Here is a 14,665-nt window from a genome sequence, read left to right on the forward strand (position 1 = left end):
AACTTTATAAAATAAAAAGTTTACGATATGTTTATATTGTATAACATTTATTTAAAATTTTCAGTTAACAGCTTGTTATTTAATGATCTCTCCTTATTCCTCTAAATTACTAGCAAATACTCAATATTTATTGTTTTCATAAACAAACAGGTATATGATATATTGTGTTACAAAATTGTCAGTCACGAAGGGATGAAGCCAGGAGTGGACAAGCAAGCGTTAGGTGCCATTCAAAAAGCACAGGATCATTATATTGAAAAAGCTGCCGAGAATATGAATGCCTTTGGTCTTTCTTCTACAGTGGGTAGGGTGCTTGGTATCATTCATATAAACCGCAAACCAATGACGCTTGAAGAGCTATCAGAGGAGACCGGCATGAGCAAAACGAGAATGAGTCAAGTCGTTCGGGAAATGCTCGATTTAAATATCGCAGAAAAGGTTTATGAAAAAGGCATACGAAAAGACCTGTATGATGTCGAGCAAGATCAATACCAGACATTTATTTCGTTGTTTGCAGCAAATTGGTCACGAGTTGTCAGCAAAAATCGCAAAGCACATAAAAAAACATGTAAGGAATTGCATGAGCTGCTCGAACAGGACGACTTAACAGAAGAGACAGAGGATAAAATCAACCTCCTTCTGACAGAAATTAAGGACAGTCTTGATTATTATGATTGGATTAGCCGCTTAATTGAATTCTTCGAAAGTGAAGAAGTGTTTAAGCATGTGCCAAAACCTTAAATAAAGCTGTTTTTTTTACATGATTGTAGAAAAACAGCTTTTTTATATTCACTTACTATTTGCGCTTTTACACCGCACAAACCACCGCATCACGACATTCATCATTGTTTTCCCTATTTTCCGCATATCGAAACATATCAGATGCCACAAATGGCAAATTCCCTATCCAAAATCCCCTTTTCATGTTAAATACTAGTTGGTTTGACCGATGTTAAAAGAGGTTTAGAGAAAGGGGAATAAACGATGAAGAAAACAATCACCATCATCTTACTCTCTGTAGCCTTTTTAGGCGCAGCTGGCTGGATCATTTGGCAGCAGCAGACATTTGCCGCAGCAGAGGAAAAACACCACGAGAAAGCGAAAATAAAAGATGAACAACTGGTGCAACTAACGACAGAAAAAACGGATATGAAACAGGAGTTCGAGGATCAAAAAAAGAAGCTATCTGCCGCAACAAAAAAGTTAAAGAAAAATAAGAAGGCATATGATAAAGAGGTTAAGCAACGGAAAGCACTCGAACTAAAGGTCCAGCAGCTTGAAAGTGAGCTGACTACAGCAAAAGCAAACGCTCAAGCCAACAAGCAGTCACCTTCACAAACAACGAAAACACCAAAAGTCAAAAAAGACCCGAATGTGACTCACAATCCTCCTTCTCAATGGGTACAAGATCAATATGACTGGGGCATAAAACAAGGTTATATCAAAGAATAGAGAGGATGACGCAACTTGATCAAGATTCAGCCTTTGTCCCGTCATCAGGCAGTGCCTTTGGATCTCTTATTATTAGCTGATCCTTCAAAAGAAAAGGTGCTGTCCTATGTGAAGTCCGGCTCATGTTATACCGCCATTCACGGAATAGACATAATCGGCACCTACGTGCTGTCATCTCTATCCAAGCGTACAGTAGAGATTATGAATGTCGCTGTGAAGGAGACATGGCAAGGGAAGGGAATTGGAAAGCAATTGATCCTTCATGCCATTTCCGAAGCAAAAAAGGCTGGTGCACATACGATTGAGATCGGTACAGGGAACTCTAGTCTCCACCAGCTGGCTCTTTATCAAAAATGTGGCTTCCGCCTCGCATCCATTGATCATGATTTCTTCCTTAAACATTACGAAGAGCCCATCTTTGAAAACGGTATTCAGTGTATTGATATGGTGCGGCTTTCGCTCGTTCTCAAAGCAGACTGACTTCTTGTTCAGCCTGCTTTTTTATGTTGCCTGCGCTCCATCTCTCATAGCAGCGTTCAAATCACTGGACAAACAAAAAAGCACTGTGACTACTCTATGAAAAGAGTGAGTCACAGTGCCTATTTATGTTACTTATTCAAGTTGTAGAAAGTTTCAATACCGTGGTATTGTGCTGTTTCAGCCAATTGATCTTCGATGCGAAGTAATTGGTTGTATTTCGCCACACGGTCCGTACGAGACGGAGCACCTGTTTTGATTTGTCCAGCGTTTGTTGCAACTGCGATGTCAGCGATTGTGCTGTCTTCTGTTTCACCAGAACGGTGAGAGATCACTGCTGTGTATCCTGCGCGTTTTGCCATTTCGATCGCATCAAATGTTTCAGTTAATGTACCGATTTGGTTCACTTTGATTAGGATTGAGTTACCAACACCATTTTTGATTCCTTCAGAAAGCTTTTTCGTGTTTGTGACGAATAAGTCGTCTCCTACTAGCTGAACCTTGCTGCCAAGGCGCTCAGTTAATAGTTTGTGACCTTCCCAGTCGTTTTCATCAAGACCGTCTTCGATTGAGATGATTGGGTATTTAGCAACCATATCCGCATACCAGTCAACCATTTCAGCAGATGTTTTCACAACACCTTCGCCTGATAAATGATATTTACCGTCTTCTTTGTTATAGAACTCAGAAGATGCTGCATCCATTGCAAGTTTCACTTCTTCACCTGGTTTGAAGCCAGCTTTTTCAATCGCTTCAACGATTGTTTGAAGTGCTTCTTCGTTAGAACCAAGGTTTGGCGCGAATCCACCTTCGTCACCTACAGCTGTGTTTAAGCCTTTTGCACTTAAAACAGATTTTAGGCTATGGAAGATTTGTGTACCCATACGAAGCGCTTCACGGAAAGTTGGCGCACCTACAGGCATAATCATGAATTCTTGAATGTCTACGTTGTTATCCGCATGCTCTCCACCATTGACGATGTTCATCATTGGTACTGGAAGCGTTTTGGAGTTGAATCCACCAAGGTATTGGTAAAGTGGAATTTGTAAGAAATCAGCAGCTGCACGTGCTACAGCGATCGATACGCCAAGGATTGCGTTTGCTCCTAATTTCCCTTTGTTTTCTGTTCCGTCAAGTTCGATTAACATCTTGTCAATCGCTACTTGTTCTGTCACATCAAAGCCTAAAAGCTCTGGTGCAATGATTTCATTTACGTTGTTTACAGCTGTTAGAACACCTTTTCCAAGATAACGGTCTTTGTCTCCGTCACGTAGTTCTACTGCTTCGTATTCACCAGTAGAAGCTCCACTTGGAACTAATGCGCGACCAAAACCGCCAGATTCTGTATAAACCTCTACTTCAACTGTTGGGTTACCGCGAGAGTCTAATACTTCGCGTGCATATACGTCAACAATGTATGGCATTTAAATTTCTCTCCTTTTGAGTCAGTTTTATGATTTTTGAATTAATGTTGTTCCTGTCATCTCTTGAGGCTTTTCAAGACCAAGTAAGTCTAGAAGCGTTGGAGATAGATCTGCTAAGATACCGCCTTCTCTAAGGGTCGCATCTTTTTTCGTCACGATCACTGGAACAGGGTTTGTCGTATGTGCAGTATGCGGCTTTCCTTCTTCGGTAATCAGCACGTCTGCGTTTCCGTGGTCTGCCGTGATGATGGCATGTCCGCCTTTTGCTAGGATCGCGTCGACAACGTCTCCTAAGCACTCATCTACTGCTTCAATGGCTTTAATTGTTGGTTCTAGCATACCTGAATGACCAACCATGTCTGGGTTAGCAAAGTTCAGAATAATGGCATCATGCTTATCCGCATTGATGTCTGCAACAAGTGCATCCCTTACTTCATATGCACTCATTTCTGGTTTGAGATCATAGGTCGCTACATCTGGTGAATTGATGAGAATGCGGTCTTCGCCAGGAAATTCTTCTTCACGTCCACCACTCATAAAGAAAGTGACATGAGGATATTTCTCTGTTTCAGCAATCCGCAGCTGTTTCAATCCATTTTGAGAAATGACTTCTCCCACTGTGTTATCCAAATTCACTGGTTTGAAGGCAACATAGCCATCAACCGTTTCACTGAAGTGTGTAAAGCAGACGAAGTGTAAATTCTTCGGATGTGCTTCTCCGCGGTCAAATGAGCGGAAATCTTCGTTTGTGAATGTGTTTGAAATTTGGATTGCACGGTCTGGTCGGAAATTATAGAAAATCACAGAATCTTCATCGCTTACTTTCGCAACTGGCTCACCATTTTCTCTTGTGATGACAGATGGAATGACGAATTCATCATAGATGCCATTTTCATAAGAGTCATCTACCACATCATAGATGTTTTGATAACTTGGGCCTTCACCGTACGCCATAGCGCGGTACGCTTTTTCTACACGATCCCAGCGTTTGTCACGGTCCATGGAGTAATAGCGTCCAGAAAGTGTTGCGATTTCACCGACACCAATGTCTTTGATTTGTTCTTCAAGCTGTTTTAAGTATACTTTTGCGGTCTTCTGACCAACGTCACGTCCGTCTAAGAAGCCATGAATGTATACTTTTGTTAAGCCTTCTTTTTTCGCTAGCTTCAGCAACGCAAATAGATGTTGGATGTGACTGTGTACGCCACCATCTGACAATAGACCAAATAAATGAAGTCCTTTGTCATGCGCTTTCGCATATTTCATTGCCTCTAGGAACGTTTCATTTTTCTCAAATTCCCCATCGCGAATGGCAACATTCACTCTTGTTAAGCTTTGATACACAATGCGTCCTGCACCGATGTTCAAATGCCCCACTTCAGAGTTCCCCATTTGACCTTCTGGAAGGCCAACTGCTTCACCTGAAGCTGTTAAGGTTTGATGAGGGAATTCGTTCCAGTAGCGGTCGAAGTTCGGTTTCTTAGCTTGTGCCACAGCGTTACCGACTGTTTCACCTCTTAAACCGAACCCGTCTAAGATGATTAATGCAGCTGGTTTCTTACTCATATTGACCTTCCTCCAATAATTGAACGAAAGACTGAGGTTCTAAGCTTGCGCCGCCTACCAAAGCACCGTCAATATCGGATTCTGCCATATATTCTTTAATATTCGCCGGTTTCACGCTTCCGCCATATTGAATGCGAAGGCTGTCTGCCGCTTCTTGACCAAATTCTTTCGCGACCGTTTGGCGAATATGTGCACACACGTCGTTTGCATCTTTTGCTGTAGATGATTTACCTGTTCCGATTGCCCAGATTGGCTCATAAGCAATGACAGATGCTGCAACTTGCTGCTTCGTTAAGCCAGCTAGTGCTTTCTTCACTTGATCAGCGACAAGGTCATTTGTTTTGCCAGCTTCACGCTCTTCAAGCGTTTCACCTACACAAATAAGTGGCACGATGCCATGATGAAAGGCTGCATGCGCTTTTTTGTTCACTGTTTCATCTGTTTCAGCGAAGAATTCGCGGCGCTCTGAATGTCCAATGACTGAATAGCCGATGCCAAGATCTTTTAAAGCAGCAGGGCTAATTTCACCAGTGAACGCACCGTTATCTTCGAAGTGCATATTTTGTGCGCCAATTTTTAGGTCTGTTCCGTTTGAAAGGCTGTTTAGCTTTTCAAGGAAAAGAGCTGGTGCACAGACTACAGCTTCTACTTTGTCAGGAGATGGGATAGATGACTTCACTTCTTCAACAAAGCTAACCGCTTCGCCAATTGTTTTGTTCATCTTCCAGTTTCCAGCTATAATTGGTTTTCTCATGATTGACACTTCCTTATAGCAGTTTTTTCTTATTTATCGTTTAATGCAGTAACACCTGGAAGTTCTTTGCCTTCCATGAATTCAAGTGAAGCACCGCCGCCAGTTGAAATATGGCTCATCTGATCGGCAAGACCAAATTTCTCCACAGCTGCTGCTGAATCTCCACCACCAATGACAGAATATGTATCTTTTGCTTCTGCCAGTGCTTCTGCGATTGCTTTTGTTCCTTTTGCAAATGCATCGATTTCAAATACGCCCATTGGTCCGTTCCAGACAACAAGTTTGCTGTCTTTGATGACTTCAGCATACATGTTTGCTGTCTCTGTTCCGATATCAAGTGCTTCTAGATCACTTGGGATTTCAGAGATTGGCACAATGCTTGTGTTTGCATCATTTGAAAAGTCGTCGGCTACCAGAACATCTTTCGGAATGAGGAAGTTCACGCCTTTTTCTTTTGCACGGTCCATAAAGGATTTGGCAAGTTCTACTTTGTCTTCTTCTAGTAAGGATTTCCCTACTTCATGGCCAAGTGCTTTTACAAATGTATAAGCAAGCCCACCACCGATGATGAGATTGTCCACTTTATCAAGAAGACTTTCGATGACACCAATTTTATCCTTTACTTTTGCGCCACCGATAATCGCTGTAAATGGGCGATCAGGGTTTAAAATTGCCTTCCCTAAAACCTCAAGCTCTTTTTCCATGAGGAAGCCTGCAACAGCCGGAATGTGTGCTGCGATGCCAGCTGTTGATGCATGTGCACGGTGTGCAGCACCAAACGCATCATTCACATACACATCCGCTAAATCAGCAAACGCTTTTGATAGTTCAGGATCGTTCTTTTCTTCACCTGGATAGAAACGAACGTTCTCAAGCACTAGCACGTCTCCTTCTTTTAAGTCAGAGATTTGCTTTTTCACGTCATCGCCGTATGCCTCATCTGCTTTTTTCACTTCTTGTCCAAGAAGCTCTTGCAGGCGTTTAGCTACAGGTGTCAGACGCAATTCTTCAGTAACTTGACCCTTCGGACGACCCATATGACTAGCGAGTAGTACCTTTGCGCCTTGTCCTGTTAAATACTCAATTGTTGGAAGTGCAGCGCGGATACGAGTATCGTCTGTGATTTCTCCGTCATTCATTGGTACGTTAAAATCGACGCGGCAAAACACAACTTTACCTTTTACATCAATGTCTTTTACTGATTTCTTATTCATGCTCGTCAGGAGATCCTCCTTTATTCTGGTTTCCTTACCATTTGGACATGTCTCTCTTTATCCTTTTCCCATTTCGCCCTCATCAAAACGGAAAATCGTGCAGAACAGATAAAGATAGAGAAAAAGGGAAAGGGATTCTTCCCCTTCCCTTGTCCGCCTTCATTATATCGTGTCTCTATGAAAGAACCAAGTGAGTTCCTTCATTGTGAGAAATTAAAGACCTTTTTTTGCGATGTAAGCTGCTAGGTCTACTACGCGGTGAGAATAGCCACTCTCGTTATCGTACCAAGAGATTACTTTCACCATGCTGCCTTCCATAACCATTGTAGAAAGAGCATCAATTGTAGAAGAGTTCGCATTACCATTGTAGTCACCAGACACTAATGGCTCTTCGCTGTAACCAAGGATACCTTTAAGATCTCCTTCAGCTGCTTCTTTAAGTGCTGCGTTTACATCTTCAGCTGTTACGTCTTTGTTTAATTCAGCAACAAGGTCAACTAAAGAAACGTTAGGTGTTGGAACACGCATTGCACCACCGTTTAATTTGCCTTTTAGTTCAGGCAATACAAGTGAAACTGCTTTTGCAGCACCTGTAGATGTTGGAATGATGTTTTCCGCAGCTGCACGAGCACGACGGTAGTCTTTATGCGGAAGGTCAAGAATTTGTTGGTCATTTGTGTATGAGTGAACAGTTGTCATCATACCGCGTTTGATACCAAATTTATCGTTAAGTACTTTTGCGAATGGAGCTAGGCAGTTTGTTGTACAAGATGCATTTGAGATGACATCATGTTGTGCTGCATCATATTTGTCTTCGTTAACACCCATAACGATTGTGATATCTTCTTCGTTAGCAGGAGCAGAGATGATGACTTTTTTAGCGCCAGCTTCTAAGTGTTTTGCAGCGTCTGCACGTTTTGTGAAGAATCCAGTAGATTCAACAACGATTTCTACGCCTTGTTTACCCCAGCTAAGTTTTGCAGGGTCACGCTCAGCTGAAACTTCAATTGTTTTGCCATTCACGACTAAGTTTGTACCATCTACAGAAACCTCTGCATCTAGTTTTCCGTGAACAGAGTCATATTGTAAAAGGTGTGCAAGCATGTTAGCGTCTGTTAGGTCGTTAACTGCTACTACCTCAACTTCAGGATTGTTTAATGCTGCACGAAATACGTTACGTCCAATACGTCCAAATCCGTTAATACCGACTTTTACTGCCATGATGTTTCCTCCTTTTATAGGTAACAGAATTTTTTATATTGAGGGATCAATTGACTCCCTTAATAACTCTTTTGCGGCTCCTTCATCTGTGACAAGAACCGTTCGGCGGGGTTTTTTGAAATAAGCTTCAATTGCGCCAGCCTTTGATGATCCACCTGCAACAGCAATGATGTTTGGAATGCTTTCTAAATCATCTAGTTGCATGCCAACGGAGTGAACTTTGTGTACAACCTCACCATCACGATTAAAGTAATAGCCAAAGGCTTCAGTCACTGCGTCATGGTCATCAATCTTTTTTAAATCTTCAGTTGGTGTGTTTCGTCTCATTGCCATCGTTTTTGCTTCCCCGATCCCATGAATAAGCATCGTAGACGATTTAATCGTTTGAAGCACTTCTTTGACAGACGGCTCTTCAATAATGGAAGAGTAAGCACCTTCAGATAGCTGTCCTGGAACAAATAACAATTTGTAAGTACCGGAAGCTTTTTCAGCCATGTGGGCACAAATGGTGTTTGCCTGGTTTTTTACATTTTCCCCAAGACCACCTCTAGCCGGGACAAACATGATGTCACGATTTTTGGTATCAGGGGTCATCATTTCGGCAACGGCTTCCATTGTCGTTCCGCCAGTGACGGCGACGATATTATTTCCAGTAAATCTTCTTTTCATACATAGCACAGCAGCTCTTCCCATTTCTTGCTTGACCCAAGGGGATTCGTCACTGTCACCAGAAACAACGATCACTTCTTCTAGGCCTAACTCTCTTTTTAATGTATTTTCCAAAAAGGTTAAACCTAAAACGTCTTTCATCATTCCTTCTAGTGTTTCTAGTAAAGCATGACCTTCACTTGTCAGCAGCATACCGCTCGTTTTGACATCCAGCAAATTCTGTTCTTTTAAAAATTGAACTTCTGCTCTTAAGATGCGTTCACTGAGACCAAGACTCGTCGCAAGGCTTCTGCGACCGATCGGTTCAGCTAACCGGATGTATTGTAAAATGTCGTAGCGTTTTTGCATAACTGTGAGGAGATCTGGTAATAATTTTTTTTGAGCTTCCAATAAATGATTCATGGCTAACGATCCTTTCTTTTCACGTTGGACAAAAAATGTCCCACTGTGACAAAAAACGTCCCGCCACAGCCAAAAAAAATCAACCTCTGCTTTCTTTAATTATTTTAACAGGATCAACTTGCATTTTCAACTCTTACAAAACCTACTTAGACAAAAAATAGACACATTTTGCATCATGAGCCTGCATGCCTTCAAGCTTCTAGTCCTTATCACTTTTATTTTATGACAAAATGAAGGCTGTGGTGCACAGCCTTCTTATGTGTTTGTGACCTTCTCTTCTTTATGAGCTAGTGACTTAGCTACTTCCTTCGGTTTCACTTTCATAAAATAGATGATATAGCAGATGATCATGAGTGGAATCCCGCAATATAGCCCGATCCGCTGATCCTCAATAAAGAATAAACTGATGAGGATCACGCCAAAAGCGATAAACCCTGCTAATGGGACAAATGGATATAACGGTGTACGAAAGACGAGTTCTTTCACATCACCACCAGCTTTTGTGAAGTGTCTTCTAAAGAAAAATTGAGATAGACAAATGGACATCCATACAACGACTAGAACCATACCTGAGATTGAGATCAACCAGACATAAACTGTTTTTGGGGCAACAACACTCGTCAGCAAAGATAATGCAGATACAGCCATTGTCATCAATAGCGCATGAATAGGGATTTTACGCTTGGACAATTTTTTTGCAAAGGCAGGCCCTTTTCCATCCTTCGACAGTGCCCACAGCATCCGTGATGAGGCATATAACCCTGAGTTTGCCACAGATAACACAGCTGTGATGATAATAAAATTCATGATGTCGGCAGCGTATGGGATACCGACCTTGTCCAAGACAACAACAAACGGACTATCAATGGCACCTGCTGTTTGCCACGGGAGAAGTGCTGAAAGAATCGCAATAGATAATACAAAAAAGACCATCGTTCTCCAAATAATGTTCCGAATGGAACGAGGTAATGTTTTTTCGGGACTTTCACTTTCACCTGCTGCGATGCCGACAAGCTCTGTTCCTTGAAAGGAGAAATTGACCGTCACCATGGTAAATAAAATCGCAAAAAGGCCATTAGGGAACAGACCGCCATGCTCTGTCAAATGATAAAAGAAAGGGGCTGGTTCCCCATCTTTCAAGTGGATGATTCCGAAAATTGCGCCAATTCCAATGATAATGAATAGCAAAATGGCGCCAACCTTAATGGCAGAAAACCAGAACTCTGTTTCAGCAAAGCTCCGTGCTGATATAGCATTAATCGAAAATAAGATGATACTAAAGGCAAGACACCAAAGCCACACAGGAAAATCAGGGAACCACCTTTGTAGTAAGATACCAGCAGATGTAAATTCTAACCCAATGGTACACGCCCAGCTAAACCAGTAGAGCCAACCAATCATAAAGCCTGTGGCAGGCCCGATATATTTGGTCGCATACTCTTGAAATGAACCTGCTGTCGGCATCGCAACAGCTAGTTCACCGAGACAAAGCATCACCAAATACATCAATAATCCACCAATGATAAAAGATAAAATCGCTCCCCCTGGACCAGCTTGATGAATAATGAGACCGGACCCGAGGAAAAGACCTGTTCCGATGACGCCACCAAGGGCAATCATGAATAGATGTCTACTTTTCATAGAACGTTCAAGTTCGTTATGCTGTTGATTCTTCAACTTTGCTTCCCCACTTTCCCTCTTCTATCGGAGCACCCTTTGACAAATTCCGCCTAGTTCTGAATGAAAAAGGGAGAATATCATCTTCTCCCATTAGCATTTATGCTTGAAATAGCGTCTCAATATGACTGATCGCCCAATCTAAGTCATCTTTTGAAATGGTAAGAGGCGGTGCGAAGCGAATGACTGTCTCATGTGTTTCTTTACATAAAAGTCCTGCTTGCTTGAGCTTTTCGCAATATGGTCTAGCGGATTCCGTCAGCTCCATCCCGATGAATAGACCTCGCCCGCGTACTTCCTTGATAACAGGACTTTGAATGCGTGACAATTTGTCTTTCATATATTGACCGAGCTCAAGTGACCGTTCTGCAAGCTTCTCATCCAATAAGACATCTAGAGCGGCAATGGATACCGCACAAGCAAGCGGATTTCCACCAAAGGTAGAGCCATGCGAGCCAGGATTAAATACGCCTAAAATATCACGATTCGCCACCACACATGAGATTGGGAATACTCCCCCGCCTAACGCCTTACCAAGAATCAGCATATCTGGCTCAACCTCTTCCCAGTCACAGGCAAACATTTTACCTGTACGCGCTAACCCGACTTGGATCTCATCTGCAATGAACAAAACATTCTCCTGTCCACAGAGCGTCTTCGCTTCTTTCAAAAAGCCCTCAGGCGGTATCACAATGCCAGCTTCTCCTTGTATCGGTTCAATCAGGAAAGCCGCTGTTTGAGGGGTTATCGCTTCACGCAATGCATGAATATCACCATAAGGCACAAGTTTAATCCCAGGCAGCATTGGCCCAAAGCCTCTTTGATATTCTGCTTCGGAAGAAAGTGAAACAGCCGTCATCGTGCGTCCATGAAAGTTCCCAACACAAGCCACGATTTCAGCACGATTCTCTTCGATTCCCTTCACATCATATCCCCAACGTCTTGCCGCTTTGATCGCAGTCTCCACCGCTTCTGCTCCTGTATTCATCGGCAATGCCATGTCCTTGTTTGTGAGGGTACAAATTTTTTCATACCAAGGGCCAAGCTGATCATTGTGAAAGGCCCTCGATGTCAGCGTGACACGATCTGCCTGTTTTTTTAATGCCTGGATAATACGTGGATGACGATGCCCTTGGTTGACAGCCGAATACGCACTCAACATATCCATGTATCGATTGCCTTCTGGATCAGTCACCCAAACTCCCTCCGCCTCTGAAATCACAATCGGTAGCGGATGATAGTTTGCAGCACCAAATTGCTCTGTTTGTTGAATCAAATCATTCGTTTTTATCATCACTGATATCCCCCTTTTAAGCTTCTTTCAATTGATGTCATCTCCCCCCATATGTATGCAAGAATTGTGCCAACTTTCTAATCGCTTCATGACAAGGTTTCATGACATTGTTGGTGCAAAATATATTTGCATATGCAAATTTTTTTGAAAGAAACCGCAAAATTTTTCATGTAAAATGAAGATAGATGGGGGTGGTGTTCATGAAAAAAGATCATCAAGAAAACGAGATTGATCTATATAAACAAATGCTTGATTTAATCGATGTCGGTGTCCATGCTATTGATGAGAATGGCAACACCATTGTTTACAATAAGAAAATGATGGAGATTGAATCATTAAAGCGCTCTGATGTGCTTCATAAAAATGTATTGGACTTCTTTGTGTTTCAGGATGAGATGCACAGCACGCTTGTTCAAGCACTACGAACAGGCAAGCAAACCGTACATGCAAAGCAGACGTATCATAATTACAACGGCAAAGAAATCACAACCATTAATCATACGTATCCACTTGTTCGTGAGGGGCACATTCAGGGAGCAGTTGAAATTTCGAATGATGTGACGAAGTTAGAGCGCCTCATTCATCACAATTTGAAGAAGAAAGGGAGCACACGCTTTACGTTCGATTCAATTATTGGGGAAAGTCCTGCTTTTTTAGAAGTGATTGAGCATGCGAAACGAGCGACTCGTACTTCCTCCTATGTGCTCATCGTCGGCGAAACAGGAACAGGCAAAGAATTGTTCGCTCAAAGCATTCATCATGGCAGCAGCCGTTCATCTGGACCATTTATTACACAGAATTGCGCTGCCTTGCCAGATAACTTGATTGAAAGTCTACTATTTGGGACGCAAAGAGGCGCTTTTACCGGGGCAACTGATCAGCCTGGTCTTTTCGAACAAGCACAGGGAGGGACACTCCTGTTAGATGAGATCAATTCGTTAACGCCTGCACTTCAAGCCAAGCTTTTACGTGTATTACAGGAAAAATGTGTAAGGCGGCTAGGCAGTACGAAAGAGATCGCCATTGATGTCAGAGTGATCGCCAACATGAATGAAGACCCTGTTGATGCGATCGCAGGCGGACGGATGAGGAAGGATTTGTTCTATCGCTTAGGGATTGTCACCTTATTTATTCCGCCACTTGTGGAACGAAAAGAAGACATCCCTACATTTGTGGCGCATTTCATCCAAAAATATAATGAACTGTTTCATATGAATGTCAAAGGGGCGGACGAGGAAGTATTTGCTCTTTTTCAAGCTTATCATTGGCCAGGCAATGTAAGAGAGCTAGAGCATGTGATTGAGGCTGGCATGAATATGATGATGGACGAGGAGTACTTAAGCTTGCACCATCTTCCCTATCATTTCCGCTTCAAACAGGGGGAAATTGCGACTGTTTCACAAAGTGCGGCAAAAGCCTTTCAACAAAAGAGAGAGGCTGATACCTTTGTTTACACAAGTCCAGAACAGACGACGGACTTCCAAGCTGTCATCGAACAATTTGAACGACAATACATCGAACATCATTTAACCCAAATGGACCATAATATTTCACAGACAGCCAAGGTATTGGGTATGAGCAGACAGAGTCTGCAATATCGAATGAGAAAGTTACATATCCCCAAACACAAATAGAGCTGTGTCCTCATTCGGCACAGCTTATGTCCTATGTGACGGTTCGATCGGTTCTTGCAGAACATCACTTAACAGTCTTTGCACATGCTCCAAATGGATGATCATGGCTTTTTCCGCTTCCTCTGGCTGTTTCGTCATAACTGCTTGATAAATTTGTTCGTGCTCTATGTACAGCTGCTGAACGATGGACTGCTGAGAGAATATCTTCTCTTTTCTATTTTCACGCAACGTTTCGACAAGCAGCATAGAGATTTGATTGACTAATGACACTAAAATTTCATTTTGAGAGGCAGTTGCTAAAGCAAGATGAAACGCTAGATCTGTCTCCTCACCAACTTCTTGGTTAATTTCGGCTCGTTTCATTTGTTCGAGTGCATGAGACAGTTGATATAGGTCATCTTCTGTTCGATGTAATGCTGCCTTTTTGACGACACCTATTTCAATGATGGATCTGACATCATGAAGCTGTAAGACATTGCGTTGTGACATTAAAATTGCTTGAGAGAAACTGAATGTAAGTTGATCAGGATTGAACTGTTTGACATATGTCCCTTCTCCTTGTTTCATCTCTATTAATCCGATTGCTTTCAAAGCAGATAATGCCTCTCTTACGGCAGATCGGCTCACTTGAAAACTTTCAGAGAGCGTTTGAACCGAATCTAGTTTTTCTCCTGGCAGGAGATCTCCCGACCGAATGGATTCGACTAGTGCATCCGTTACTTCTTCGTATATTTTTTTTGGTTTAATTTGTTGATATTTCATTTGGTCTCACCTCATCACTGTTGTATATATCGGCTCATATTTTCTATTATACATAACCTGATATGATTCGATGGCGCTCTTTCATAAGCCTTCCAGTCGTTCTCTCATTAAAAAAGAAG

The 14,665-nt window shown here is 42.3% G+C and carries 13 protein-coding genes; 4 read left to right on the forward strand and 9 right to left on the reverse strand.

Going from position 1 to position 14,665, the window contains the following annotated elements; translation table 11 throughout:
* The first annotated feature begins 204 nt into the window (after window positions 1–204).
* From AB1K80_RS06565 to AB1K80_RS06575, 3 genes are all read left to right on the forward strand, one after another.
* Entirely contained in the window at window positions 205–741 is a 537-nt protein-coding gene (locus AB1K80_RS06565; protein WP_412855815.1) for a GbsR/MarR family transcriptional regulator, read from the forward strand.
* A 243-nt stretch (window positions 742–984) separates the two neighbouring features.
* On the forward strand, window positions 985–1,452 hold the full coding sequence (locus AB1K80_RS06570; protein ID WP_412855816.1) for a hypothetical protein: 468 nt from the start codon (window positions 985–987) through the stop codon (window positions 1,450–1,452).
* Between the two features lie 15 nt (window positions 1,453–1,467).
* Window positions 1,468–1,932 carry a GNAT family N-acetyltransferase gene (locus AB1K80_RS06575; RefSeq protein ID WP_412855817.1) on the forward strand — a complete coding sequence of 155 codons (465 nt, stop codon included), beginning with the start codon at window positions 1,468–1,470 and terminating at the stop codon, window positions 1,930–1,932.
* A gap of 128 nt (window positions 1,933–2,060) precedes the next feature.
* On the opposite strand, the gene eno is transcribed toward AB1K80_RS06575, so the two are convergent.
* The 8 genes from eno to AB1K80_RS06615 form a co-directional block, all read right to left on the reverse strand.
* On the reverse strand, window positions 2,061–3,353 hold the full coding sequence (gene eno / locus AB1K80_RS06580; RefSeq protein WP_412855818.1) for a phosphopyruvate hydratase: 1,293 nt from the start codon (window positions 3,351–3,353) through the stop codon (window positions 2,061–2,063).
* Between the two features lie 27 nt (window positions 3,354–3,380).
* Complete coding sequence (gene gpmI, locus AB1K80_RS06585; protein ID WP_412855819.1) at window positions 3,381–4,919, reverse strand: 2,3-bisphosphoglycerate-independent phosphoglycerate mutase; 1,539 nt, start codon at window positions 4,917–4,919, stop codon at window positions 3,381–3,383.
* Complete coding sequence (tpiA, locus tag AB1K80_RS06590) at window positions 4,912–5,673, reverse strand: triose-phosphate isomerase (RefSeq protein WP_412855820.1); 762 nt, start codon at window positions 5,671–5,673, stop codon at window positions 4,912–4,914. Before tpiA ends, gpmI begins: the two co-directional genes overlap by 8 nt.
* A 29-nt stretch (window positions 5,674–5,702) precedes the next feature.
* The gene (locus AB1K80_RS06595) at window positions 5,703–6,887 is read right to left on the reverse strand and encodes a phosphoglycerate kinase (protein ID WP_412855821.1); all 1,185 of its coding nucleotides are present in this window, start codon (window positions 6,885–6,887) and stop codon (window positions 5,703–5,705) included.
* Between the two features lie 213 nt (window positions 6,888–7,100).
* Window positions 7,101–8,108: a type I glyceraldehyde-3-phosphate dehydrogenase gene (gap, locus tag AB1K80_RS06600; protein ID WP_412855822.1), complete on the reverse strand. Its 1,008-nt coding sequence runs from the start codon at window positions 8,106–8,108 to the stop codon at window positions 7,101–7,103.
* Window positions 8,109–8,141: 33 nt separating this feature from the next.
* Entirely contained in the window at window positions 8,142–9,179 is a 1,038-nt protein-coding gene (locus tag AB1K80_RS06605; RefSeq protein ID WP_412855823.1) for a sugar-binding transcriptional regulator, read from the reverse strand.
* Window positions 9,180–9,434: 255 nt separating this feature from the next.
* Window positions 9,435–10,820 carry an amino acid permease gene (locus AB1K80_RS06610; protein ID WP_412855906.1) on the reverse strand — a complete coding sequence of 462 codons (1,386 nt, stop codon included), beginning with the start codon at window positions 10,818–10,820 and terminating at the stop codon, window positions 9,435–9,437.
* 136 nt (window positions 10,821–10,956) lie between these two features.
* Window positions 10,957–12,150 carry an ornithine--oxo-acid transaminase gene (locus AB1K80_RS06615; RefSeq protein WP_412855824.1) on the reverse strand — a complete coding sequence of 398 codons (1,194 nt, stop codon included), beginning with the start codon at window positions 12,148–12,150 and terminating at the stop codon, window positions 10,957–10,959.
* Window positions 12,151–12,350: 200 nt separating this feature from the next.
* Between AB1K80_RS06615 and AB1K80_RS06620 the strand changes: the two genes are divergently transcribed.
* Entirely contained in the window at window positions 12,351–13,784 is a 1,434-nt protein-coding gene (locus tag AB1K80_RS06620; RefSeq protein ID WP_412855825.1) for a sigma-54 interaction domain-containing protein, read from the forward strand.
* Window positions 13,785–13,808: 24 nt separating this feature from the next.
* On the opposite strand, the gene AB1K80_RS06625 is transcribed toward AB1K80_RS06620, so the two are convergent.
* On the reverse strand, window positions 13,809–14,546 hold the full coding sequence (locus AB1K80_RS06625; RefSeq protein WP_412855826.1) for a FadR/GntR family transcriptional regulator: 738 nt from the start codon (window positions 14,544–14,546) through the stop codon (window positions 13,809–13,811).
* Window positions 14,547–14,665: the final 119 nt, after the last annotated feature.

The organism is Bacillus sp. 179-C3.3 HS (assembly GCF_047229225.1).
Taxonomy (GTDB): Bacteria; Bacillota; Bacilli; order Bacillales; family Bacillaceae; genus Bacillus.